Here is a 25,624-nt window from a genome sequence, read left to right on the forward strand (position 1 = left end):
CGGCCCCGTCCGCTCGGGATGACAAAGGAGAGGTAATCCCACTATTCATTTTTGCGTCTATCAATAACCCTTAACCCAAAACAATGCTAAACAACACGACCGGAAATTACAGGTGGGCGATCTGCACCTTGTTGTTCTTTGCTACGACGATCAATTACCTCGACCGGCAGGTATTGGGTTTGCTGAAACCGGTACTCGAATTGCAGTATGGATGGAGTGAGCAGGATTACGGTTATATTGTGATGGCTTTTTCCGCCACTTATGCGGTAGGTCTGGTTGTTTTCGGTCGGGTCGTAGATCGGATTGGGGCTAAAGCAGGGTATACCATTTCCGTTACAATATGGAGTATTGCGGCGATGTGCCATGCTTTAGTGACCAGCTCCCTGGGTTTTGGAATTGCACGCGCGGCATTGGGGATCGGTGAGTCGGGGAATTTTCCGGCGGCTGTGAAAACAGTGACCGAGTGGTTTCCCAAGCGGGAACGGGCGCTGGCGACGGGTATTTTCGATTCCGGCTCCAACATCGGGGCTTGCGTGGCACCAATATTGGTTCCCTGGCTTTTGGGGGCTTATGGTTGGCAGGCGGCATTTATCATTACCGGTGCGATTGGTTTTATCTGGCTGGTTGCCTGGCGGCTGATCTACCAGCATCCCGATCAGAATGCGAAATTGTCTGTCGGAGAGCTAGCTTACATCCGCATCGACGACGAACCAAAAGAGGATCTTACTCCGGCAGACAAGATCCCCTGGACGAAGCTTTTCACCCTGAAACCCACCTGGTCTTTTATCATGGGAAAATTCCTGACCGATCCGATCTGGTACTTTTTCCTATTCTGGCTGCCTTCTTATTTCAGTACAACCTTCAATTTGGATCTCAAAAAGCCGGGCTTGCCGCTGGTGATTGTGTATTCGGCGGCCACCATCGGGGCTATCGGGGGCGGTTTGTTATCGTCCTGGTTTATCAAAAAAAGCTGGTCGGTTTCCAAGGCACGGAAAGCCGCACTGCTGATTTCTGCACTTTGCGTAGTCCCCATTATCGGAGCTCGTTTTGTGTCGGATATGTGGGTGGCTGTGGGGCTGATTGGTTTGGCAGTTGCGGGTAACGCTGGGTGGAGTTCCAATATCTACACGATTGTTTCCGATATGCTTCCCAAAAGTGCGGTCAGTTCCGTGATTGGCATTGGCGGGATGGCGGGTGCAATTGGCGGGGTTCTGTTCCCATTGTTCATTGGTTATACCCTTGATTTTTATAAAGATGCAGGTAACCTCGTCGCAGGTTACAACATTATATTCATTGTGTGCGGCGTCTCCTTTCTGATCGCCTGGCTCACGATCCATTTCATTACTCCCAGGATGAGGCCTGTGGAGCTTTAAGTATATCTACTCAATTTATGAAAACCATCACTCCTTTACTACATCCCCTGCAATCGCTCACTGCTGAGGAAATCAGCAAGTTCGTTGCATTCGTCCGCCGTGAGAAAGGGTTTCCCTACGACACCACCCGGTTTGTTTCCATTGTACTCAAAGAACCTTCCAAAGCAGAGGTTGCCCGGTTCGCTAATGGCGGAGAAGCACCTGCCAGGGCTGCATTTGCAGTTATTTACGACAGCCTGACCGGCGTTACTCATGAAGTTACCGCGCTGATCCACGAGGAGCAAATTATCAAATGGAATTCAATCGACGGCGTGCAGCCCACGATGACTGCCGACGAACAAATTGAATGTGAGGAAGTGATCAAAAATGATCCGGCTTTTGCAGAAGCTTTGAAAAAACATGGCGTGATCAATCCCGAGCTGGTGATGATCGACATCTGGACCGCCGGTAATTATGGCGCAGAAGAAGAAAGCAAGTTGCGGCTGGCTCGACCGCTTTGTTTTGTGAGAAGCGACGAAACCGACAATGGTTATGCCCGTCCGATAGAAGGTTTACGCCCGGTGGTGGATTTGCGGCTGATGAAGCTAATCCGCATTGAGGATTATGGCTATACCCCGCTTCCTCAGCAATCGGCCAATTACCGGGCTGATCGCGTGAAAACGTTCCGGACGGATATCAAACCACTGGAAATTTCGCAGCCGGAAGGGCCGAGTTTTACGGTCAACGGGTACGAAGTGGCGTGGCAGAAATGGAATTTCGTAGTGGGTTTCAATTCGAGGGAAGGGCTGGTTTTACACAACATCACCTACAATGACGAAGGCAATGTACGGTCGATTCTCTACCGCGCATCTCTTTCCGAAATGGTAGTGCCTTACGGCGATCCGACTTCAACCCAAAAACGGAAAAATGCTTTCGATACCGGTGAATATGGAATGGGACAATGTGCCAACAGCCTCACGCTGGGCTGCGATTGTCTGGGTTATATCCATTACCTCGACGCGGTGATGAACAACAGCCGGGGCGAGATCGTGACCATCGGGAATGCGATATGCATGCACGAAGAAGATTACGGTATCCTTTGGAAACACACCGACCGCCGCGATGGAAAGGCGGAGGTGAGGCGGTCGAGGAGATTGGTTATATCCTCTGTTTCTACGGTCGAAAATTATGAATACGGATTTTTCTGGTATCTCTATCAGGATGGGAATATCCAGTTTGAAATCAAGCTGACGGGTATTTTATCGCTTGGTACCTTGCCGGAAGGTGTGAAATCCAAATATGGTACGCTGGTCGCGCCGCAGGTTTATGCACCCAATCATCAGCATTTCTTCAACATGCGCCTTGATTTCGACCTGGACGGAGAATCCAATTCAGTATATGAGCTGGATGTGGTCGCCGAACAGGAAGGGGAGGATAATCCTTTTGATAACGCATTTTATGTGAAAGCAACCCTGCTGGATACCGAGAAGAATGCAAGAAGAAAAATGAACCTGCCCACAGCCCGTACCTGGAAAATCGTTAACCCCAATTCCAAAAATGCATTGGGCGAGTCGGTTGGCTACAAGCTGATGCCGGGCGATAACTGTTTTCCGTTTGTTAACGAGCGTACCAGCTGGTACCGCAGGGCAGGGTTTGTACAAAACCATTTGTGGGTTACGCCATTTGAGGAATCCGAAATGTTTGCAGCCGGGGACTATCCCAACCAGCATCAGGGTGGCGATGGGCTGATCAAATGGACGGAACAAGACCGGGATGTTGCCGGGAAAGACATTGTGGTTTGGTATACCATGGGACATACCCATATTCCTAGAATGGAGGATTATCCGGTAATGCCCACGGCATATATTGGGTTTTTATTGAAACCAAACGGATTTTTTACCCAAAATCCCGCCAATGATGTACCACCGTCTGTTCCCCAGAAAGCCGGAAACGCAGCACAGGGATCTTCTTGCTGTCGTTAAAAGCGCTTAAAGGAATCAGGCGATGGATAGAAACGGAGACATTCTGAGACGGCCTTTTGGCTGGATGCATGAGGCTACCAAAATGGCTGCCGCTATTGGGATTTTACTATTGCCCAAATGCGGATTATGCCTGGCAGCCTATCTGAACCTGTTCAGCATATTTGGGATTTCTTTTCGAAGTTATGCTTCGTGGGTTATGCCGGTATTGCTGTCGCTGCTCGTCATCAATCTTCTGGTAGCCTACCTGAAAGCCCGCAAAATGGATAGCTACCATGCATTTGTGATTTTGACGGTGGGAGTTGGGTTGCTTTTTATGGGTAAGGTTTGGTTATTGAAGGACGCTTTGAGCTATGTGGGATTATTATTCCTGACGACCGGTTCAATTATCCAGCTACGGCAGTCGCGCAGGATTTGCAGTCGTTCGTTTTATAACAGGTAGTTCCAGAGCGACTACCAGTTTATAGCATTATGACAGGCATTAAATAATTATTGTCGGGTCCCGGCAGGGCAGCCTAAATTACAAGGTAAAAACGTAAAAAGGTCAGGCAATGAAAACAAAATCGACACGGACCATATTGGATCTGGAGGCGCTGGGGGTGTACAATGCGGTGCTGCTTGGAAGGTATTCGTACTGTGGCGCGTCTAGCAGTTTGCAGCCCCATATGCATGAGAACATCATGGAAATTGTTTATTGCGACAGAGGCCAGCAGGTTTATGAAGTGGAGCAGGAACAATTCGTGATCCGCGGCGGAGACGTATTTGTAACTTTCCCCAATGAGCAGCACAGCACCGCCGACCAGCCGGAGGAAAAGGGAATTGTGTATTGGCTTCAGATTGAGATTCCAGCAAATAACAGCCATTTCCTGGGTTACAGCGGTAAAAACGCAGCCAGTTTGCTAAATGCGCTGAAAAGCCTTCCTGCCAGACATTTCAGGGGGAACACGATGATCCGGAAATGTTTAGACGAAATCTTTCAGTTCGGCAAAGAAACCGCTACCGATTTTGACAGATTATCGATCCATATCCGGCTCGCTCAGTTATTGCAACTGATCGTAGTATGCTCGGAGACAGCCCGGACCCAACCCGGCAATAGCCTGAGAATCGAAGGGGTGAAAAAATACATTGAAGACCATTTGGATACAAATCTTTCTATTCCGGTACTCGCCAACCAACACAGGATTTCCCAGTCCCATTTTAAGAGATGGTTTAAAAACGAAGTCGGGGTTACGCCGATGGATTACATCCAGAGAAGGAAGATCGAGCGGGCGAAAAAAACTTTGGCCCACCACAGGGAGTTCAATGTGATGGATATAGCTTACCAACTCAATTTTTCATCATCCCAGTATTTCGCGACCGTTTTTAAAAAGTACGCCGGCCAGACGCCGCTGGAATACCGCAGCCGGTTTTTATAGAAAACCTGGCAGATTATAACCTTAGCGGCTTTTTCCCACCTTGTAACCGGAAACGGAATAATATAAAAGGAACAGATAAGATGGGATCAGCACGAGATAGGCGATTTGCGGATTGTACCGGTCGCTGAGCCCGCCATAAACCACGGGAGAAAGCGCGGCGCCGATTAGCCCCATGATCAGCAGGGCCGAACCTGTTTTGGTGAATTTGCCCAGCCCATCCATCGCCAGCGGCCATATTGCAGGCCAGATGAGCGCATTTCCCAGTCCCAGAATCGCGATCATCCAAAGCGATGCTGTTCCTTCCGATACCACGGCAATCATCGTAAATACAATACCGATAACAGACGAAAACAGAAGTGCCTGCCGCTGGTTGATCCACCTGGGAATGGTAAAGATCCCGATGATGTAGCTGACGATCATGATCAGGAGTGTGTAGGTCGAGAAGAACTTGGCTTCCTTAAATGTAGCTCCCTGAAATTCTCCGTAATTAATGATCGTATCTACTGCCAATACCTCCACAGTCGATCCGAAGAAAATAGCCACTGCACCCAGTAAAAGATATGGAAATTGGAAGATGCTTGTCTTTTCCGTCGAGGCAGGTTCCGCATTGATATCCTCATCGGCGACATCCGGCAGGGACGCGAAGCGGATCAAAATGCCCAGCACCAGCAATGTAACACTTAGGATCATATAGGGTACGATCAGTCTCGCAGCCAGGTCGTCGAGCAAAGTAATTTGTTCCGGGGCTGACAGGTTTGGCAGCATGGCGGCGAGCCGGTCGATCTCGTCCGGATCTTTTGAAATCGCGCCTAGCAGCAACAGCGGGGCGATTGCACCGGCTACCTTGTTACATACGCCCATCACACTCATTCGCATCGCGGCACTGTCGATCGGCCCTAAGATGGTAATGTACGGATTGGCGGCAGTTTGCAGAAGTGTAAGGCCCGTTGCCTGCACGAACAGGCCGGCCAGGAACAAACCGTAAACCCTGTGCATCGCCGCCGGAATAAAAATGAGGCTTCCGGCTGCCATGATCCACAAGCCAAGTACCATTCCGTTTTTGTAGCCTGTCTTCTTGATAATGTAGGAAGAGGGGAAGGCCATGATGAAGTAGGAAACATAGAATGCAAATGCGACGAGCATTGCCTGCTGGATGGTCAGCTGGCAGGCTAATTTAAAATACGGGATCAGTACCGCGTTTACCCAACTGACGAAACCGAACACAAAAAACAGCACCCCGATGATGATGATGTATTTTGTCTGGCTGCTGTTTTCAAAACCGGCAGGCGCGGCGATCACTGCTGAGTTTTCCATATTATCCGGCAAATTCGTCGTTTTTCAATTGTCTGTCACCCGCGTTTTGTCTGCCATGGTCAAAGCCGTTTTCCCGCTCGTAACGGATCATTTCGCCAGGCCTGAAATTTACAATAAATGCCCTTCTTTGATTTTCGGTGGCATTTCCTCTGCTGTAATGCAAAGTCCTTCCGTGGTGGAAAGTGCAGGAGCCAGGTTTGAGCTCAACAGCAACGCCTTCACCCTCGCTGGCCTCGCACATCAGCGCGCCGCCCTTTTTCTTGGCAAAGGTATGTTGCCTCACTTCTTTCAGGTTGGATCCCGGCACAAACCACATGCAGCCGCTGTCCAAAGTGGCGTAGTCCAGCGAAAGCCAGCAGCTCGCAGCCCTTTTATCGGGAACATTCAACCAATAAGCCTCATCCTGGTGCCATGGTGTGATGGTATTGGTAAATGGCGACTTATTGATCAGCATATCAAAATCCATATCAAGATCGTCGCCCATCAGCTGTCTGCTTATTTCTAATGCGCGTTTATGATACGACATTTCCAGAAGCTCAGGTCTGAAATCGCTGGGCCACATGATTTGTGTGATATTCTCTACCGTCTCACTGTTCCCAAGTTCCTCTCCCAGGTCCGATCTGCTCGCTCCGACATCGATCTTGCCGGAAAGGAAATCATCATACATGACTTTATAAAGCTCGATTTCTTCACTGGAAATCAGGTCTTCGACAACCAGGTACCCGTGGGTGGCAAAGAAATCTATTTGCTGTTTTGTAAGCAGAATGTTATCCATGATAATTCTATTAGATACGTAAATGCAGGTTAGTATGCTCAAATGTATCTATTACTTACCCCAGGCAATTATGATTTTGTAGGGTGATACAAAATTGAACATTTGGGGTTTACGTTATTTTTTGAATTGAAGTAGGCATTTACGCAATAATGAGTTTATAAGGATGTGGCGATTTTGATATCATTCGCTTCATTAAATTCTCAAATATTCCTTCTTTCATTTTATCTGATACCACCACATCACGGTAGTTGATTTGCAAACCTGTAAAAACTACCGGAGGTAACAATAGCTGTTTCATCCCCCGCCAGACCAGGGTTAAAGCTGATTAGCCCTTTGACGCCTCCGAAATATAGCGTACCATCTGTGGCTTTGCACCCGGAGCTAGCGGCGGCCGCAATTCTGGACGATTGTAGCCGGGAAGTGCTTGCAGTACATGCAGATTTTTCACTTCCTGCTCAGAAATTAATCGACGTTTTGGAACTGATAGCAATGGTCAGGCCATACCCCGAACAAATTCGAGTTGACAATGGGCCGGAGTTCCTTGCCGATAAATTCAGGCAAGGGTGTAAAGATAAAGGCATCGCGATCCACTATATTCAGCCAGGAAAACCAATGCAAAATGGCCGCGGCGACGGACTGCTATGTGGAAAGATTGAACCGCACCTATCGCGAAGATCCGGGCCGCCGGGCGGTCTTAGATGCCTATTTATTTGAATCACTTGAGCATCCGGGCGGCCGGTGCCGTTCGTATTTTGTCTGACGAATGGATGGAAGATTACAATCGATTTGATCCGCATCAAGCACTGGCTGGCTTAGCACCGGCAACGTTTGCCAAGAAACTAGAAATGGATAAAGTCTAAACGCACACTGTCCTCATTAGGGTAAGGCTTCATCAGGTCGAATGCAGAAACTATTCGGATTCCTAAACAGGTTGCGAGGTGTTATAACTTAAAAACCTTAAAACCAAAGGACATCAGATGAATTCAATTCAAGGGCAAAGAGAAGTCTACAAAAAAAGCAGCAGATCTTGTTGCACGTTGGGAATCAGCTTTTATTAGCTATTTTAGCACATCCCTTTACTATCGGTTACAATTTGTATGATTTCGAGAAGACAGACGGTTTGTCTATTGTTTCTGCTATTATTCCCTTCATTAAAAACTATTGCTCAAAGCTCGCCAAGGCGTCAATTATTTCTGAAAAACGGAGTGGTATTGCTCCCCGAAACTTCCGACGGCGAAATAGTTAGCAGTTACGGTCATCAACCGCCAGTTTCGGGGCGAAAATCGCTGGTGATTATCCAATTTAGCAAAATTCCCGATCAGGCAACACAGTCACGTTTGAAGGATAGTGGCATTGAGTTGCTAGAATATGTTCCCGATCATGCTTATACGGCAACGCTTACCCGGCCGCCCGATGGGAAAGCCCTGAAAAAGTTGGGTGTACGGGCTGTGTTCAGACCCGGGCCGGAAGATATCGTAGAACCTTCATTGTTGTCCGGGATTGTACCGGAGCACGCCCGCAAGGCTGCCGGTAAAACAGATGTGAGACTGAGCTTTGCGAAATCATTTACAATGGATGAGGTGGTTCGGGACATTCATCAGGGTGGCTTCGAGCTGCTATCCGACACGCTAAAATCGTACCGGATTCTCGATGTCAGGATTTCTGAGGGTAGTGTGCGGAGTCTAACCGGATTTCCTTGGGTGCAATATATCGCGCCGGTCCCGGGCCCTCCTGAAATGCTGAACGACAAAAGTACAGCGAATACCAGGGCCAACGTGTTGGCTTCAACGGCGCTCTTAGGCTATAAACTGACGGGCAAGGGGGTTGTCGTAGGTCTTGGAGATGATTCCAATCCGATAGTACACCCAGATATCGGTAAGCGGGTGATCAGTTATGTTCCAATGAGCGACACCTGGCATGGCATTCACGTGGGCGGAACAATTTCCGGATCGGGGCTGCTCAATGAAAAGTACAGGGGCTATGCCCCCAGGTCGGAAATTGTGTTGAGGTCCAGATATCACATATGGGACGACGCGTCGCAGCTGGTCCGGAACTATGGGATGGTTGTCACCAGCAATACGTATGGCGGCTCCGGCGGCTGTGGCGGTTTCGGTAGTTACACATACAATTCTCTCGCGCTGGATCAACAGGCATTTGAATATCCTTATTTACAGCATGTCTTTGCTGCCGGAAATAGTGGATTATCAACCAACTGCGAAGTTTCTCCGGCAGGTTTCGGTACGGTTCTTGGCGATTATCAGTCGGCAAAGAACGTTTTGACCGTTGGGAATGCGCAGGCAAGTGGCATTATTAATCCTTCCTCTTCAAAAGGGCCCGTTCAGGATGGCCGGATCAAACCGGAAGTAACCGCTCCCGGGACCGGTATCGTTTCAACTATTCAGGGTAATACCTACCAGTCGGCTTCCGGCACAAGCATGGCTACACCGGCAGTAACTGGCGGCGCGGCGTTGCTTTACGAGCGGTATCGTCAGTTGCACCAGCAGAATAACCCTAAAAATGCATTGATAAAAGCGCTGATTTGTAATGGCGCTACCGACCAGGGCTTGCCAGGACCCGATTACAGCTATGGTTTTGGACAAATGAACCTGCTTCGTTCGGTAACTATGTTGGACAAAGGCCATTATTTTAAAGGCGAGGTCACGCATCTGCTTACGAATACGCATGAAATCGTTGTACCGCCCCAAACAGCCAAATTGAAGGTTTTGATTTATTGGAATGATCCGGCAGCTTCTGCGCTCGCAGGTGGCAAAGCGTTGGTAAACAATCTCGACCTTTCGGTAATGCGACCCGGAAACGCCAGAGTCCTGCCTAAATTCCCTTCACTGGGTACGCCTACCGCCGCGGCCGTGTCGGGAGTCGATTCGGTCAACAATATCGAGCAGATCGTTTTGGATGGGCCTCCCGCGGGTACCTATTCAGTGAAGGTGGCCGCTACGCAGATTCCCCAGGGGGTGCAGGAATACTTTGTTGTTTACGATATTATCGAATCCTACGTGACGGTCACATATCCGTTGGCAGGTGAGCACCTGACCAAAGGCGATGTGGTTAATATCTGCTGGGATTCTTTTGGGGACACGCTCAGCACGTTCAACGTGGCCTATTCGCTCAATAACGGAACGGCCTGGACCACGCTCAATGCCAACGTAGCGGCAGACCAGCGGCAATTAGCCTGGACCATCCCCGACGCCACCACGGGAAACGCGAAGGTGCGGGTCATGCGGAACGGGACGGCTTTTGCGAATACGAGCGGCTCCTTTGCAGTGCTCGGCATTCCGATGGTTACGCTGCAAGCTGCTCAATGCGAGGGGTATATTGCATTGCAATGGACCGTAGTCACCGGGGCTTCCGACTACGAAGTGATGATCTCGACCGGTGGAGAAATGAATTCGGCTGGGGTCACAACGGCGTTGAAATACACATTGTCTTCCCTGTCAAAAGACTCGACCTATTATGTATCGGTCAGGGCGCGAAAAGATCAGGCGCCGGGGCGCCGGTCGGTTGCTTTGATCCGCAAGCCAGATAACGGAACTTGCCAGGGCACCATTTCGGATAACGATCTTGGTATCGAGGCCGTCGTAGCGCCTTTGCCAGCGGTAAGGGCTTTTACCAAATCAGTTTACACTACAGAACAGGCCATTACCATTCGCATTAAAAACCTCGATGACCAGCCACAAAGTAAACCATTCGAGGTCGGTTATTCGCTGGGCGGGGCCATGCATTGGGAGCAGGTCAATATCACGTTGCCGCCGACGGTCAGTACTGATTACACTTTTCAGCGGCGCGAGAATCTGGCATCGGTCAATCAAGCGACATTACAGGTGCGCGTACGCCTTGCGGGGGATCCCGTGCGAATCAATGACTCGCTCGTGGTGAAGCTGCACCAGATCCCGAATCCAAAGCTGGTATTACCTTATTTGCAGGATTTGAAATCCGTTCCTCCCCAGGACATCCGCGTTTCCACCGCGGGGATTCCAGGCGCGGATGCATTTGACTTCACTATTGCCTCCGGCAACAGCCGGTTAAGGACGGGTGGGGATGCAGGTTATGCATCCCAAGGCGGATTTGTCCTGGATGCCATCCCATTTCCGGTTGTGATGTCCCGAAGTTACCTGGATGGGACATTCAACCTTTCGGGTTACCGGGTGCAGGACGACGAAGTTTGGCTGCGGTTCAGGTACCCCTGGGGATACTTCAATAGTAATGCCACACCTCAAATTCGTGGAAGCAGCAGCGATCCCTGGATTACTGCCGATATTCACGAATACTGGGAGTATGGGAACGCTGATGAAGGTTACAAAATAGCGCAGGTGGAAATCTCTCCATTGCTTCGAAAAAACGGACAGGAATTTACGACGGACTTCCAGGTGAGGTGGATCAGTCAGGCGTTCGGCATGTTCCCATCCGATGGCGTCGTCTTTGGTGACATACAGCTCTTAAAAGCGAGCAGCGATATTGCAACGACCACACTGGAAGCCCCCTCTCTCTCGCACTGTGATCTCCCTATCGCTCCTTCGATGAGAGCGGTATTCAAAAATAACGGCACGCTTGACTGTTATGATGTGCGTCTTAAGATGTCATTCGACGGCGAGATATTCGACCGTGGGACAACTATCATCGCTAAAGGTGGAGAGGTGGAGGTAGGATTTTTCTATCCGGAAAAAGTGTATCAGGTAGGAAAGCATGTGGTGAAAGTTTGGTCCGAAAAAGCGATGGATATCAATCGGTCCAATGACACGCTTACAGCTGAATTCTTCACTACAGGGACGGTTGACGCCAGCCCGTACCGGGAAAGCTTCGAGTCGGGAAATGGCGGATGGTTTACCGGCGGGACCAACTCCTCGTGGGCGTATGGCGCGCCCACAAGCGCAGGTTTTTCGGATGTCGTCAGCGGTCGTAATGCATGGAAGACCAATCTGACAGGGCCTTACCACGATAACGAGGAATCCTATCTTTATTCCCCCTGCCTGGATACGCAATATTTGCAAACGCCGATGCTGAGTTTCATCGCACAGATGGACATCGAACGATGTAACAGTGAGCCATGCGACATGCTGTACCTCGAGTATAACACTGGCTATGGATGGTTCCGGCTCGGTATGAAAGACCGTGGCGTAAATTGGTATAATGCCGAGAGTGGCGGCCAGGGCTTCTGGCAGGGCAAGATGACCGAGGGATGGCGGGTATTTTCAGCGGAGCTACCGCGTACCAGCTCCTTGAGACTCCGGTTTGTCTTCAAAAGCAATGGGGCCGGAACGGCCGAGGGAGCGGTAATCGACGACATCAATATCGCCGATATGCTGAGTTCTGATATTTACTATGGGGCAACGCCGCCGAACGAAATTGCACCGGTTCCGACTATTTATGACGCCTGGTCGCATTTCAGGTTGGGGAATTTCATTGTGGCATCTGTCAATCCATATGGACAGGACATTGGGGGCTTAATGCTCCAAACCTTCGTGAACGACGGACCGTTACGCGTGAGTGAAAATGAGTTGGTACTGGACCGGAATTTTGTATTTAATTCTGCTAAAACCTTTGAAAAGCCTATCAGCGTGCGACTGTATGTTCCTGAAACGGATATCCAGCGATTGATCGCCGCGGCAGACCAGCCGAATGTAACGAAACCCAGGTCGGTCTACGACCTCGCCGTGACGAAGTATTCCGGAGCAAACCAGGATGGTTCCCTGGTAAACAATACAAGAGAAGGATGGGATTATTTCGACCCCGATAAAGTCGCAAAAGTCCCGTACTTAAACGGCTATTATCTGGAATTTGAAACAAAAAGCTTCTCGGAATTCTGGGTGGCAAGAGATTATATCGGGACGGGTACGCCGTTGCCGGTAACATTGGTCAGTTTTGTCGCGGAAAAAAGTATTTCAGGTGAAAGTGCGGTCGTCAATCTGAAATGGTCCACCGCTTCGGAAACGGATTTCAGCCATTTCGTGGTGCAGGTTGCGACCGGTGCAGAAAATGTCAAAAAGGGAATTTTCTATGACTTGGGAACGATCAGTGGGCAGGGCGGAAATGGAACGTGGTCCTACACCTTTACCGATGGCCCGCTGAGCTTCCACGGAACACGGTACTACCGGCTGAAAATGGTTGACCGCGCGTCGGACCGCTCCGAAAGGAGCATTGCCTATTCGTCCATCAAATCCGTCGCTTTCGATCATAATCAGGAATGGCACATTTTCCCAAATCCATCAAAGGGGATTTTCAGGCTTGCACCAAAAACGGAAATACCGGGACCGGTTCTAATTGAAGTGATTGACCTGAACGGCAAGCCATGCAAGAGACTGGAATTTCAGAAAGCTATGCCTGCTCTCGAAGTGGATCTCGGTTCACCGGACCTGGCCAATGGGCTATATGTGATTAAAGTGATGTCAAAAGAGGGAGAAAGGCGGTTTAAGGTTGTAAAGGAGTAAATCCGAAGGCCGTCCACTTGCCTCACGAAAACAGCGGGCTTCGTATTTCCTCTCATTCCGATAGGTGGCCACCAAGGATGATCGATTTTTGGATGTCCGACTGTTTTCAACAATGGATATGTCCGCATCTCCTGTTTGAAGACTTTTGCGACGGTTTAGATCTCTAAAACGTAAAAACTTACGTCTTCCAACCAAGCCTCACGAGTTCCGAGTGAGGCCGGCCTTCTAGAGGTTGTAAGCAATAGCGGCCATGATCATACATTTATTTGCCTGCATAATGCCCTTTACATTGATCCTACTCATTCCGGTATAATTGATTAGTGAACCAATCACGGGCTCCACTGTACTGGAACGGAGCTTTTTGAATAACTTGGCTTTTATCGCTTTTCAGTCGTTTGTGCATCTGATTATAGAGCGGTTTATCGGGCGAGTGCTTGATCCTCCGAGTACCCATGTGATTTACACACTTGCTTTTAAAATCTCTTCCAAGCAATCACTTCTGGCAAACCCTCTGGAACAAAAAGGGGATTAAGCGAACCACTCACCTGACATGTTTCTGATCGCCAAACCTAGGTTCAAAGCCGTTCTGAAATCTGTATTGAACTTAGAGGCAATGCTTTCAATAATAATACCTGAGTCAAATTCATCTCTAAAATTGTTTACGAGGATTAATCGTTGATTTTTGGGCATCACTTTACAGTCTCATAGAAGGATTAATACTTGAAATGTGAATGAACGAAGCAGATCAATACCCGGCAGCCACGCTGACGAATAGTGACGGCCAATCCGCATCCCCGCCGCTCTGCCCAAGCCGGACAATAATCAGATTCTTTGCAGGATTTACATACACAAATTGCCCTAGGATTCCCTGGGCCATGAAGTCCCCGCTGCGAGTAGGGAGCCACCATTGGTATTGGTAGTACCAGGCGCTGCCGTTTGTGGTATCAACCTTGATGGATTGTTCTACCCAACCGCGCGAGACGATCTGTTTGCCATTCCAATTGCCTTTGTTCAAATACAGTCTACCTATCTTTGCAAAATCCCTTGCCCGGGCATTGATGCAGCAGAATGTTTTTTCAACGCCGTTCTTTTTTCGGTCCAGGCTCCAGCTAGCGTCGTATTCCATGCCGATCGGTTGCCATATTTTTTCTTGCAAGTACTGGCTGATGGATTTATTTTCCAGTGCCCTTTCCAGAACCACACCAAGAATTTGCGGATTGCCGCTTACATATTCAAAGCGCTGACCCGGCTCTGTTTTACGTTTCAGCTTCGATACTGCGTTCCTTAAATTCCCTCCATAATAGAATGCGGCCACCTCCCCAAATGGATTAGCATAGCTTTCATTAAACTTCAAGCCAGATGTCATTTGGAGCAAATGCTCGATTGTTACTTTATCAAAACCGTTTTTATTCAATTCCGGTATAAAATCTGTGACAGGCTGTTGCACTGACCTGATCAGCCCGTCGTCAATCGCGCAACCAATCAATATCGAAGTCACAGACTTGGCCATCGAAAAGGAAGGGATAATAGACGCCTTGTCGTATCCCGCAAAATACTTTTCATATTTTACAGTATCATTCTGGATAATGAGGAAGGCCACAGTCTTATGCGAGCCAAGGTATGCATCGAAAGTATGCTGTTTTCCATTTATCGTCAGCCCCTTAGGGCTTTGGCCATTTTCTGAATTCGAAAATTGAAAAGCCTCAGTTCCTTTATTAATGCTACGTTCAGGAAACTTTTTGTAATCTCCGATGTCAGCGAAATTGTAGATTATTAACCTTCCAACAGTGCAGGAATTTGTGAAAACTAGTAAAACGCACGCAAGAATCGGGAAGATAACCCTTGAAGTTTTCATTGAAATATATGTTTTACCCAATATACATATACTGCACAGTAAAGAACCTGAATTTAAGCCTCCATAAAGCTTATAGTTAAATTTGGCCTCAATTCTATGCTTCCATTTTCTTCCACCGGGATAAAGTTGCAGAATGGCTAATTGAACTCAGCCAGAAATCGAAATGGCTACCTTCTTTCCACGACCATGGGTTCACATCTGAAATGTATTTACGACGGCACATGCCGATGGAAACGGCAAAGGAACACACAAACAAATACCTGCCAGCTACAACACCCGAATCAGAAAAGTAAACGGAGAGGCTGCCATAGCACCTTTGTGCCAACCACGGAAATCCAAGCATTGATTTTCTATGAATACTTCCAAACAGGCTTGCTTAGCCGGTTTTGTCGCTTGGAAAAGGTTGCGAGACAACAATACGCCGCCAGCTTGGCATCGCTGTCCCAGAAGTCGGGATGGATCTTTTTGCCCAGGGAAATGTAGTGTCGGTTCCGTCGATGGTAATTTAAACAAAAAAACCACACTTTCGTGTGCCTTCTGTAATCCCAGCGGGATTACAGAAAACCACATTTCCTGCGCATTTTCGAAGCTTTTTCAGAATGGGGTCCCCAAAAGGGTCCCATAAGATTTGACTCGTTTGGATTTGTTCTGTCGAAATCTTCGTGTTACTGTAAAATATTGAACTACGGTGACATAAGAAATTGTGCTCAATACCCATAAATAACGTACGGTTATATTTCGCGCCAAAATCAGGGCAATTATATGTTCCGTTTGTTGCTTTCAATTGCAATGAAATCTGGCAAATAATTGGGAGTACACCCTTTTGATACCATTTCGCCTTTATAGAGACCTGTGTTTTCACCGATAGCGATACAGCGGTTCCGATATTGTTTTTCATAAACGCCAATCCAGCCGGCAGTGAAGTTCATGGCCCATTGAACTTCCGGATCTTCATTGACGATGTTGGTTTCAATTTTAGTCAGCAGTTCTTCCGTATTCTCAGGAGGCCTTTGACCTACCCACCTTAAACGCCCCTGATGATACCAGAATACTCTTCTTTGAAGGGCAAAAGGACTATTTTCCCACGATTCAATCAGCGCAATGGCCTTCTTGTCTTTAAGAATTTGATTGGCCATTAACCAGTCAATCAGTTGGTTTCGCTCAACAAAAGAATGCGTCTGCATATCTTCGTTAAGCTCATCGATCAGCTCTTGGGAAATACATTTACTGTCCATAATCAAGATGGCCAATTGCCTTGGCAAAAACCTCCCGGTTGACCACAATTCAATAGCTAGCTCATGGTTCTTTTTGATTTCTTTGGCCATTTTCCGTAAATCTCCCAGCTTGGTTCGGGAATCGATCTGACTCAGGATGTTTTCGGCTTTTGAAGACAGTTTCATTACACATTTTGGTTTTACCGAGATGAAAAAGAAATTGGAATTAGTGTTGTCCTGGACAAAAAACAAGGAAACTGTTATGCTCGCTGTTACAATGCAGGCGGTTATGATTCACAATATTCCAGGATATCCCCTGGTTGGCAGTCGAGGGCCTTGCAGAGTGCTTCGAGTGTGGAAAAACGTACGGCTTTCGCTTTGCCGGTTTTTAGAATGGACAAATTGGCGAGTGTGATATCCACTTTTGCGGATAAGTCGTTTAATGACATTTTTCGTCTGGCCATCATAACATCCAGATTGACAATGATTGGCATATTCAGATCGTGAGCTCGTTTTCGTTTTGAATTTCTACCCCTCGCTTAAATAGCTGGGCGACCACGAATAATACGATAGCCATAAAAATCCATACGTCTGCGCCCCCAAGGATCAGCGATTGGGGATCCGGCATAGTGACTCCTCTCGCCGAAAGCCATTGCGTATAGTTTCCGCCAGAAGAAGAGAGTAAGCCGATCGTCAGCGAAAGTATCGATAGCGTCAGCACAAACCGCTGAACCTGTCTCACAAATGGCTGCTTGAAGTTGAGTTCTTTGCTTGCGAGCATTTTAATAATGACAAAAAACAGCCAGGCTTTTGCGCTGGCAACAAACCCAATTAGCAGCGTTAAGCCGAAATAATGCCTATGGCTGAAGGAAAAGAGTGCCGATAAATCAGCTTCATGCCATAAATATTTGACCATTTCAGGTTTGACTAGCGTAAAGACAGCATTAGTCAGATACCCACCCGCCTGGATACAAAGTCCAACAAAAATGATCCAGGAAACAACGTAGAGAACATTTAACACCTGTTTTACTTTCATGGTAATCCCTGTTTAGAAATGTGCTGCTAATGTATTAAATATTTATCGAATATCGATAAATACTATTGCTTTTTATTGAGTGATATTGACGTTTTACCTTTTGATCTTGCACTTTGGAATCAACCTGTTATTCAAACAGTTTCCGAACTCAAAAAGCATGTGCTCTTTATACAATGTCAAGCAGGTGAAGAGGATGATGCGGCTAATGCCGCGCTCGTAGCTTCGTGACAAGCGGCGTTAGGAGAACCTTACCGGGGGCAAAAGGTATGGAGGGGCTATGGAAGCAACAGGAATACGAGAAAAGCGCGGTACCTGCCTACGGAAAAAGCCAGTCCAAAAGACAAGCTAACAGACTGGATGTCTATACTACTAAGTTTTGTCTATAACCTCACTTTCAGCATTACTTTTTAGCGCTTCAACTCCGGGTTCCCCGTCCGTTATAATGATTCCCAATTTAAGCTCCGATTCATTAAAGCGATTACATCGTATCTTTGTAAGCATCAATGCGCTTTCCACCCGGAGTTCGCCTTATTTAAAGCATTAATATAGTTTCTCATGAGAATGTTAATGCATTTATCCCTAATGCTGCTGTTATCCGCAGGCAAGAATGTGGCCCAGCGCCATCCTGTTACTTTCAAGCAATTATCTACCCGGCAAGGGCTTTCGAATCATTTTATCAGCGCCATTTGCCAGGACAAGGAAGGTTTTCTGTGGTTTGGCACCGCCGACGGCCTCAATAAGTTTGATGGCTACCAGTTTACGGCTTTCCGGTTTGATCCCGAGGCGGGCAGCAATTCCATGCAGCATACCATCGTCACCGACGTTCACGAAGACCGAAAAGGGCGAATTTGGGTAGCGACAATGGGCGGCGGTTTGCACCAGGTCGACAAGCGCACAGGCAAAGTAACAGCCTACAATCAGCTTCTGGGGCTTTCTTATTACTGGAATGTTCATTTTAATATGTTTGAAGACAGGCAGGGCTACCTATGGCTGGGCACTCCTCTCGGCTTGCTTCGTTTTGACCCCGCTACTCATCAATTCATTCAATTTCCCATGGAGCGGGTCAATCATATTATCGGGCAGGATGCTCGGGGCGATCTGCTCGTGGAAGTAAAGTCTCGGGGCCAGCTTTTCAGGTTTAATCCTAAGTCGGGCCATTTTACGCCGATTTGGTTTCAATTGCCAAAGCTGGTCCATAATCCGGATGTTTGGCGCAGGGCCGCCAGCGGGCGACAGTTTGCTTTGCCTTATCAGGCGGTCAAGCCTGTCAGCCCCTATGCATTTATGCTGGATAAATCCGGTGAATTGTGGATAGGAACGGAGAGCAATGGTTTGTTTCGGGTTAAAATCGCTGGTGATTCGCTGAGGCCTGTCGCTTACAATCCGAAAGGGCTGCTATTTCAAACGATCTATGAAAGCGGTATTTTCGAAGATCCCGCCGGGTTTGTCTGGATTTCGTCACCGGAAGGGCTGCAACAAATCGATCCTAAAACTAATAGGCTGATAACCTATCGGGCTGAACCGACACAGCCGGGCAGTTTGAGTAGTAATGATGTGCGCACCGTTTTCCGCGATCGCACAGGCACTGTCTGGATCGGTACCGATAATGGCATTAACCAGCTTCCTGCCGTTCCAAAGGCATTTCATACCTATCCCACTCATTTGCCGAATGCCCCATTCAGGCTGCCGGAATATAATTTTCAGGCCGTGCTGCGCGACCGCACCGGCACTATCTGGCTGGGCAGTTTGCAAAAGGGACTCTACCGCTGGCGGGCAGACGCCGGAAAGCTGGAACACATTCCGGCCAATCCTGACCATCCGAATGCTTTGGCGAGTGAAGGTGTTTCGACCCTTTTTGAAGACCATGCAGGCCAGGTTTGGGTTAGTACCAAGGAAGCATTGCACCGGCTCGACCGCGCCAGTAGCGAATTCAGACGCTATCCCACTCAGGTACCTACTATGTGCATGGATGAGGACAAGGATGGCAAACTTTGGATAGCCGGATCGGTAGGGTTGAAAGGGGCTGTCGGACGGCTGGACCCGGTAACCGGGGAATGTGAGTATTACACGCGGGATGTTCTGCAACCCAAAAGTGAAGCCGCTTTGCGCCCGAACCGTACGCTGAGCCACTTCCTTATTCTTGACTTGCTGGTAGGCCGAAAGGGAGAGATCTGGATCGCTACCGCTCAGGGACTCAACCGGCTCGATCCGGCCACTGGGAATTTTACTTATTACCAGGCTGGTCGTTCCTATTCACCGGGCCTGCTGACCGACAACTGGGTGCGCGCCTTGTATGAGGACGAAAAGGGTATTCTCTGGGTAGGTACCAACCACGGCGGGCTCAACCGCTTTGATCCGGCGACTGGACAGTTTTCCTATTATAACATGAAAGACGGCCTCCCTTCCAACCAGGTGGTGAGCATTGCCCCGGACAACTCGGGGAACCTTTGGCTGGGTACGGGGCACGGGATCAGCCGCTTCAACCCCGCTTCACGCCAATTCAGGAATTTTGATGTACAAGACGGGCTACCCGATAATGAGTGCAACCTGGGCAGCGTGCATAGCAGGGATGGGCGCTTGCTGTTTGGTACACTCAATGGGGCCGTTGATTTTGAAGCTGCACAAATCAAACAGAACACCATAATTCCTCCCGTGCAACTGACAAGCCTGATGGTGCAGGAAAAGCGAAGACCCGTTCCGGCCGGTGTGCTGGAATTACCTTACGACGAAAATTTTCTTTCCTTTGAATTCGTGTCCCTGGACTATAATGCACCGGAAAAAAACCAGTATGCCTTTCAATTGGCAGGGCTGGACAAGGACTGGATCTACTCCGGAAACCGGCGTTTTGCACGCTACACGGACCTTAGACCCGGCACCTATACCTTTCGTGTGAAGGGCTCGAACAACGATGGCGTGTGGAACCAGGCAGGCATTTCGCTTCGCGTGATTATCCTTCCTCCCTGGTGGGAAACGAAATGGGCCTATGCTCTTTACGCGGCGTTCATACTTGCTCTTTTCTGGCTGGCACGGCAGCATTTGATCAATCGGGAACGGCTTCGGAGCGAGCTTAGATTTGAGCGGCTGACTGCCGAAAAGTTGCAGGAAGTGGACGCGTTGAAGTCGGATTTCTTTGCGAATCTGTCCCATGAATTCCGTACACCTCTTGCATTGATCAAGGGGACGATCGATAAGATAAAATCAGAGACGGGCGATGGACATGATGCTGATTATCAGCTTATCGATCGGCAAGCCGGGCAGTTGCTGGATATGATCAATCAACTCCTCGACCTTTCCAGGCGGGAAGCGGGCAAATTAGTACTTCATCCACACCCTGTCGATCTGAGTGACTTTCTGAGGCAGCTCAGCGGGTCTTTTGTTTCCCTTTTTGAGAGCCGGCAAATCACTTACCGGTACACTGTACCACTGCAACCGGTTTGGGTAAATGCCGACCAGGACAAGCTTGTCCGTATCCTGTCGAACCTGTTAAGCAATGCGGCCAAGTTTACGCCCGCCGGGGGCCAGGTGCAGTTTTCAGTATGGGCAGAAGCTATCCAGCCCGGTTCGATCGATTTACGGGTGCTCATGCAGGATACAGGTATCGGCATTCCCGCCCATCAGTTGCCCCATATTTTCGACCGTTTTTTCCAGGCCGACAGCTCCGTTACGCGCCTCTACGAAGGCACCGGCATCGGGCTGGCGCTGGTGAAGGAGCTGGTAGAATTGCATCACGGAACGATTGCCGTAGAAAGCAAGGAGGGACGCGGCACCACTTTTACATTATCACTGGCTTTTCCGGTTGCCGACCCGGAACAGCCTGCCCGGCAACCGGCTGCTGACCTGCCCGATTTTTCAAACAACATAGCAGCCCGGGAAATCGAAACTGAACATGCTGGTCGGAAATTGCAAATCCTTATTATTGAAGACAATGCCGATTTAAGGAACTTCCTGGTTGATTGCTTTACCCCGGCCTACCGAACGCTGGCTGTGGACAATGGCAATGAAGGTTTCGGCCTGGCCATCGCGCACCTGCCCGATCTGATCATCAGCGACGTGATGATGCCGGGGCTGAATGGGATAGAGCTATGCCGCAGGCTGAAAACACACCAGCTTACCAGTCACATACCTGTCGTATTACTAACAGCCAAAACCGGCTCCGAAAGCAAACTGGCCGGGCTGGAAACCGGTGCCGACGAGTACCTGACCAAGCCATTCGACCGGAATGAGTTGATCATGCGGGTGAAAAATCTTTTGGAAAGCCGGAAGAAACTCAGGGAACGTTTTGGCCGACAGCTCGTGGTGCAGCCGGGCGAAGTGACGGTTACCTCGACGGACGAGAAATTCCTGCAAGCTGTTTTTGCTTCGTTGGAAAAAAATCTGTCTAATGCCGATTTTGACATCAGTACCTTTTGTCAGGAAATGGGTGTGAGCCAAACCCATCTGCACCGGAAGCTAACGGCGCTGTTGGGGCAATCGGCCAATGAGTTGATCCGATCATTCCGGTTGAAGCGCGCGGCCAGTTTGCTGAGCCAGCAGCATGGCAATGTCAGCGAAATTGCGTTTATGGTAGGCTTCACCAATCCCAATTATTTCACCAAATGCTTCCGCGACCAGTTTGGTCAGACACCCACCGAGTATGCCCGCGTCAATGCAGCCAGCCGTTCCTAGCAGAATACTCCCTTTTTTCTACAAATTTTGACCATGCCTGATTTTTGCTGAATTGCGGCGGATCCCGGCTAACCTTTGCCTGCGGGATAAGCTAGGTTTGGGCATTGATTCATTTTCATAGCCCAATCAATCCTAAACGCAATGTGTGCACGCAAACTTTACCCGTTTAACCAGGGGTGTCAGGCGCCCCTCAACCGCCGGACCGCATTGGCGCAACTTTCCGCATTAGCGGGGGGGGCGGCCTGGTCGGGTCAGATCGGTACCGGACAAGACCAGCGCAGCGGAAACACCCCGATGATAGCCCCAAAGCGGGTAAAAAAAATTGCAACTGAGGAAGCATTCATGATTCCGGAAGTGGCCCATGCCGTGCGCGATCTGGTGCGAAAAGGAGGATCGAACCTGGATATCAAACTGCTTACCGCGGTGTTTGACAGTCCCGCCGTTTCTCAGGACCCATCAAAAGCACCGCCTCCGGTATCCAACCGGGATGCAGTCGCCCGGTTGCTGCTGCCCAATCTGCTCGACCTTGACGCCGGCCGCCTGGCCAATATGGATGCATCGGGTGTGGATATGCACGTGCTCTCACTGGGGCTGCCCGGTGTACAGCTTTTCGAAGCCGGCCAGGCCGTAGCTCTTGCCCGCCTTTCCAACGACCGGTTAAGTGAAGCCATTCGTCGGCATCCGACTCGTTTTGCGGGCCTGGCTTGTTTTGCGCCCCAGCATCCCGGGCAAGCCGCCATGGAGATGGAGCGCTCCATTGATAAGCTCAAATTGAATGGCTTTCTGGTCAATTCGCATACCGCTAACGGATATCTGGATGAACAGCGGTTCTGGCCGATCCTGGAAGCTGCCGAAGCTTTGGGTGCGCCGCTCTACATTCATCCCCGGGCTCCATCGGATGGTATGGCCGCGCCTTTCCGGGACTACCGGTTGGAAGGCGCAGTATGGGGGTATGGCATCGAGGCGGGCACGCATGCGTTGCGTTTAATGCTTAGCGGTGTGCTCGATCGGTTTCCGAAGCTGCGCATAGTGCTCGGGCATATGGGTGAGGCGCTGCCATTCTGGCTCTGGCGCCTTGATTTTATGGGTGCACCCGGAGCACGGGCTGGCCGGGGGAACCAGTTGAAACCCAGTGAGTACTTCAAGCGTAATTTTTCGGTAACCACCAGCGGGGTGGAAGACCCGCTCGTGCTTCGGTTTTGTATTGATAAACTGGGCGTCGACTCGGTCATGTGGGCGATTGATTATCCTTTCCAACCTACTGCCCCTGCCGTCGCATTCATCGATACCGCGCCGCTCACCGATGTCGAACGTGAAAAAGTGGCGCACGGAAATGCCGAGCGAATTTTTAGGATTGCGACGTGAGCGCCCGGCTCGATTGATTGAATACCCGGCCGGTTGAAATTGCCAAACAAACAAAACTTCTGTTATTATGAAAAATCTATGGGTGTGCGTGCTGCTGCTTGCGGCAAGCCTGATGGGTTGTGAGAAGAACGAAACTGCCAAACCAGCCGAGAATCCGATAACAACTTTGCTGAGCGAGCAGTCGCAGGCGTTGAAATTAATAAGGATTCGGGAAAATAGTTTCCAGGAATCGGGTGTCGTTTTTAGTAGTTCGCTTGCCGGTAAAATCACACATTTGGGTAGCAAACTGCCGGATGCCGGTATTTATGTAGTTACTGTCTGGGACTTTGATAACGGACAGATATTGCTACAAAAGAAGGTGGAACAAGAGATACCCGACAGTCTATCGCTCACCGACACGGAAGCATTTCCGCTGATGATCGGCAAGAAATATGTAGTCAGTATCAATAACAGATCGGGTAGTCGCAGCCTGGGGCTTTCACCCATGCTTTTAAAGCCAGCGGGGGTAATGTTTTGCCGACCACCAAAGGCGCTATCACGTTGCATGCAAGCCGCTCCGGAAATGGTAATACCATAGCCTTTCCAATGTCATCTAACAACGAGTTCAGTACAATTAACGGTTTCCCCGAATTTACGTTTATCCCCGACTGAGCTTCCGCTTTTCGGCAAGTCTTGCTTACCAGGACGCTTTTGTTTGTATTAATGATACGCGTCGGAGGATGAGTCCGGCTTCGTATTGACAGGCCACTTAACTTATGCCCAACAGAATAAAGAAGCAGAAATAGGAACCCTCGAAGTACTTCCGCCTTCGTAATGACGTTAATCTCAAAACCTGCATTCTATGAGATTAACATTTTTGCTCGCACTGATATTCGCTACCTTTCAAAGTGGCCTTGCTCAAAAATCGTCCGACAATTCCGGGGGTTACCGGATACAAGGGAAATTAAAAAATGCCGCTAATAAGAAAATCTATCTGACCGAAGAATCTTTTTATAAAAGCGAGCAGAAAAAGGATTCGACCGTTGCTAACGCACAAGGCGAGTTCTTGTTCGCGGGGCAATTGGATGAGGTCACCTTATATAATATCAGCGTTACTAAAAACGGGGAAAGAAAAGACTTTTACCTTGAAAACTCAACTATCCAGGTTACTGGTGACGCCGCTGCAATTAGCTCCGCAACTTTAATTGGCTCCAAGGAAGAGGATGTTCGAAAACTGGTTGGAAAAATGCTGCGTGATACCTCAATAAGCAATCGCTATGAATTCGCTCACGCCAGCTATGAGAAGGCAAGAAAGGCAAATGATGAGTATGGAATGGATCAAGCCGGTCAATTAATGGCGAAAGTGCGCGCTGACGATTGCCGACGCTTTTTACAGTTTATCGACCAACATCCCGGCACAGCGTCCGGAGTTAACCTGGTAGGGATGATTATGGACCAAGGAGGCCTTAATCAAGCGGACAGCATCTTGTCTGTTCTGGAAAAGATGCCGAGCGGTCAGACTGGGCAGGCGCGTTACTTCCGTACAATGATCAATCGAATGAAAGCCTTGGGAACTGGTCATCTTGCACCCGAATTTACTCAGGCGGACACATCAGGCAAGAAGGTAACACTTTCCGAATTCAGGGGGAAATTTGTATTGGTTGATTTTTGGGCCAGTTGGTGCGGCCCTTGCCGAGAAGAAAACCCTGCTGTGGTTAGTGCGTTTCAAAAGTATAAGGATAGCAACTTTACGGTTGTATCAGTTTCGTTGGACGAAAATAAAGATCGTTGGTTAAAAGCCATTTCAAAGGATCAGTTAACCTGGACGCATCTGAGTGATTTAAAGGGCTGGAAAAATGAGGTGGCCGTCGCATACGGGATTTCCAGTATACCCCGCAATTATTTACTTGACCCTTCGGGCCGGATAGTCGCCTCAAATCTGAGGGGATATGAACTGATCAAAAAACTGAGGGAGCTTATTCCAATTCCTCGCTGAGATAGATAAGGAAGGAAATATGCATCCAGTATTTTAGACTAACGCCAGAAAAGGCTTCTCAAAGAGCATTGGCCCAATCCGAAAGCCCGCATTTGAGGCAATGTTGACAAATTCGCCTTCGGGCAGATAAATGGAGTGATGTCACCAGCCATAAACATAGTCAGCCCGCAGATTTGGTTGAAGAATATTGATTGGTACGCTTGAACAGAAATCGGGTGTTATTGCGACGTAATAAA

At 49.0% G+C, this 25,624-nt stretch carries 18 protein-coding genes; 10 read left to right on the plus strand and 8 right to left on the minus strand.

The window, feature by feature from the left end:
- The first annotated feature begins 83 nt into the window (after window positions 1–83).
- The 4 genes from BP71_RS36320 to BP71_RS36335 all read left to right on the plus strand — a co-directional run bounded on the left by BP71_RS36320 (window position 84) and on the right by BP71_RS36335 (window position 4,746).
- Window positions 84–1,373: an MFS transporter gene (locus tag BP71_RS36320; protein WP_496386579.1), complete on the plus strand. Its 1,290-nt coding sequence runs from the start codon at window positions 84–86 to the stop codon at window positions 1,371–1,373.
- A 17-nt stretch (window positions 1,374–1,390) separates the two neighbouring features.
- Window positions 1,391–3,334, plus strand: a complete 1,944-nt coding sequence (locus BP71_RS36325; RefSeq protein ID WP_496386580.1) for a primary-amine oxidase — start codon at window positions 1,391–1,393, stop codon at window positions 3,332–3,334.
- Between the two features lie 22 nt (window positions 3,335–3,356).
- Window positions 3,357–3,773: a hypothetical protein gene (locus tag BP71_RS36330; protein WP_496386581.1), complete on the plus strand. Its 417-nt coding sequence runs from the start codon at window positions 3,357–3,359 to the stop codon at window positions 3,771–3,773.
- A gap of 109 nt (window positions 3,774–3,882) precedes the next feature.
- On the plus strand, window positions 3,883–4,746 hold the full coding sequence (locus tag BP71_RS36335; RefSeq protein WP_496386582.1) for an AraC family transcriptional regulator: 864 nt from the start codon (window positions 3,883–3,885) through the stop codon (window positions 4,744–4,746).
- Between the two features lie 21 nt (window positions 4,747–4,767).
- Here the strand turns inward: BP71_RS36335 and BP71_RS36340 are convergent, their stop codons facing one another.
- The 3 genes from BP71_RS36340 to BP71_RS36350 form a co-directional block, all read right to left on the minus strand.
- Window positions 4,768–6,060 carry a sugar MFS transporter gene (locus tag BP71_RS36340; RefSeq protein WP_496386583.1) on the minus strand — a complete coding sequence of 431 codons (1,293 nt, stop codon included), beginning with the start codon at window positions 6,058–6,060 and terminating at the stop codon, window positions 4,768–4,770.
- 1 nt (window position 6,061) lies between these two features.
- A complete protein-coding gene (locus tag BP71_RS36345) occupies window positions 6,062–6,835 on the minus strand; it encodes a phytanoyl-CoA dioxygenase family protein (RefSeq protein ID WP_496386584.1) in 774 nt (257 codons plus the stop codon).
- Between the two features lie 139 nt (window positions 6,836–6,974).
- Complete coding sequence (locus BP71_RS36350) at window positions 6,975–7,133, minus strand: hypothetical protein (RefSeq protein ID WP_496386585.1); 159 nt, start codon at window positions 7,131–7,133, stop codon at window positions 6,975–6,977.
- 65 nt (window positions 7,134–7,198) lie between these two features.
- On the opposite strand from BP71_RS36350, the gene BP71_RS36355 reads away from it, so the two are divergent.
- Complete coding sequence (locus BP71_RS36355; protein WP_496386636.1) at window positions 7,199–7,549, plus strand: DDE-type integrase/transposase/recombinase; 351 nt, start codon at window positions 7,199–7,201, stop codon at window positions 7,547–7,549.
- Between the two features lie 491 nt (window positions 7,550–8,040).
- The gene (locus BP71_RS36360) at window positions 8,041–13,278 is read left to right on the plus strand and encodes a S8 family serine peptidase (RefSeq protein WP_496386586.1); all 5,238 of its coding nucleotides are present in this window, start codon (window positions 8,041–8,043) and stop codon (window positions 13,276–13,278) included.
- A gap of 225 nt (window positions 13,279–13,503) precedes the next feature.
- On the opposite strand, the gene BP71_RS36365 is transcribed toward BP71_RS36360, so the two are convergent.
- From BP71_RS36365 to BP71_RS36385, 5 genes are all read right to left on the minus strand, one after another.
- Window positions 13,504–13,659, minus strand: coding sequence for a transposase (locus tag BP71_RS36365; protein WP_496386638.1), 156 nt, complete (start codon window positions 13,657–13,659; stop codon window positions 13,504–13,506).
- Between the two features lie 364 nt (window positions 13,660–14,023).
- Window positions 14,024–15,133 carry a serine hydrolase domain-containing protein gene (locus BP71_RS36370; RefSeq protein ID WP_496386587.1) on the minus strand — a complete coding sequence of 370 codons (1,110 nt, stop codon included), beginning with the start codon at window positions 15,131–15,133 and terminating at the stop codon, window positions 14,024–14,026.
- A 758-nt stretch (window positions 15,134–15,891) separates the two neighbouring features.
- Complete coding sequence (locus tag BP71_RS36375; protein WP_496386588.1) at window positions 15,892–16,533, minus strand: DNA alkylation repair protein; 642 nt, start codon at window positions 16,531–16,533, stop codon at window positions 15,892–15,894.
- A gap of 101 nt (window positions 16,534–16,634) precedes the next feature.
- On the minus strand, window positions 16,635–16,841 hold the full coding sequence (locus BP71_RS36380; protein WP_496386589.1) for a helix-turn-helix domain-containing protein: 207 nt from the start codon (window positions 16,839–16,841) through the stop codon (window positions 16,635–16,637).
- A gap of 2 nt (window positions 16,842–16,843) precedes the next feature.
- Window positions 16,844–17,383, minus strand: coding sequence for a hypothetical protein (locus BP71_RS36385; protein WP_496386590.1), 540 nt, complete (start codon window positions 17,381–17,383; stop codon window positions 16,844–16,846).
- A gap of 555 nt (window positions 17,384–17,938) precedes the next feature.
- Here BP71_RS36385 and BP71_RS36390 point away from each other — a divergent pair.
- The 4 genes from BP71_RS36390 (at window position 17,939) to BP71_RS36405 (ending at window position 25,388) form a co-directional block, all read left to right on the plus strand.
- The gene (locus BP71_RS36390; protein ID WP_496386591.1) at window positions 17,939–22,048 is read left to right on the plus strand and encodes a hybrid sensor histidine kinase/response regulator transcription factor; all 4,110 of its coding nucleotides are present in this window, start codon (window positions 17,939–17,941) and stop codon (window positions 22,046–22,048) included.
- Between the two features lie 141 nt (window positions 22,049–22,189).
- Complete coding sequence (locus BP71_RS36395) at window positions 22,190–23,413, plus strand: amidohydrolase family protein (RefSeq protein ID WP_496386592.1); 1,224 nt, start codon at window positions 22,190–22,192, stop codon at window positions 23,411–23,413.
- A 67-nt stretch (window positions 23,414–23,480) separates the two neighbouring features.
- Window positions 23,481–23,990, plus strand: a complete 510-nt coding sequence (locus BP71_RS36400) for a hypothetical protein (protein WP_496386593.1) — start codon at window positions 23,481–23,483, stop codon at window positions 23,988–23,990.
- A gap of 264 nt (window positions 23,991–24,254) precedes the next feature.
- The gene (locus tag BP71_RS36405; protein ID WP_496386594.1) at window positions 24,255–25,388 is read left to right on the plus strand and encodes a redoxin domain-containing protein; all 1,134 of its coding nucleotides are present in this window, start codon (window positions 24,255–24,257) and stop codon (window positions 25,386–25,388) included.
- The last annotated feature ends 236 nt before the right edge of the window (window positions 25,389–25,624 follow it).

This window comes from Dyadobacter ginsengisoli DSM 21015 (assembly GCF_059568735.1).

Coding starts and splice junctions, on each gene's coding strand:
- BP71_RS36375 (WP_496386588.1), bottom strand. CDS start 16,533: ATGAAACTGTCTTCAAAAGCCGAAAACATCCTGAGTCAGATCGATTCC.
- BP71_RS36350 (WP_496386585.1), bottom strand. CDS start 7,133: ATGAAACAGCTATTGTTACCTCCGGTAGTTTTTACAGGTTTGCAAATC.
- BP71_RS36330 (WP_496386581.1), top strand. CDS start 3,357: ATGGATAGAAACGGAGACATTCTGAGACGGCCTTTTGGCTGGATGCAT.
- BP71_RS36400 (WP_496386593.1), top strand. CDS start 23,481: ATGAAAAATCTATGGGTGTGCGTGCTGCTGCTTGCGGCAAGCCTGATG.
- BP71_RS36325 (WP_496386580.1), top strand. CDS start 1,391: ATGAAAACCATCACTCCTTTACTACATCCCCTGCAATCGCTCACTGCT.
- BP71_RS36345 (WP_496386584.1), bottom strand. CDS start 6,835: ATGGATAACATTCTGCTTACAAAACAGCAAATAGATTTCTTTGCCACC.
- BP71_RS36405 (WP_496386594.1), top strand. CDS start 24,255: ATGAGATTAACATTTTTGCTCGCACTGATATTCGCTACCTTTCAAAGT.
- BP71_RS36335 (WP_496386582.1), top strand. CDS start 3,883: ATGAAAACAAAATCGACACGGACCATATTGGATCTGGAGGCGCTGGGG.
- BP71_RS36380 (WP_496386589.1), bottom strand. CDS start 16,841: ATGCCAATCATTGTCAATCTGGATGTTATGATGGCCAGACGAAAAATG.
- BP71_RS36385 (WP_496386590.1), bottom strand. CDS start 17,383: ATGAAAGTAAAACAGGTGTTAAATGTTCTCTACGTTGTTTCCTGGATC.
- BP71_RS36320 (WP_496386579.1), top strand. CDS start 84: ATGCTAAACAACACGACCGGAAATTACAGGTGGGCGATCTGCACCTTG.
- BP71_RS36390 (WP_496386591.1), top strand. CDS start 17,939: ATGAGAATGTTAATGCATTTATCCCTAATGCTGCTGTTATCCGCAGGC.
- BP71_RS36395 (WP_496386592.1), top strand. CDS start 22,190: ATGTGTGCACGCAAACTTTACCCGTTTAACCAGGGGTGTCAGGCGCCC.
- BP71_RS36340 (WP_496386583.1), bottom strand. CDS start 6,060: ATGGAAAACTCAGCAGTGATCGCCGCGCCTGCCGGTTTTGAAAACAGC.
- BP71_RS36370 (WP_496386587.1), bottom strand. CDS start 15,133: ATGAAAACTTCAAGGGTTATCTTCCCGATTCTTGCGTGCGTTTTACTA.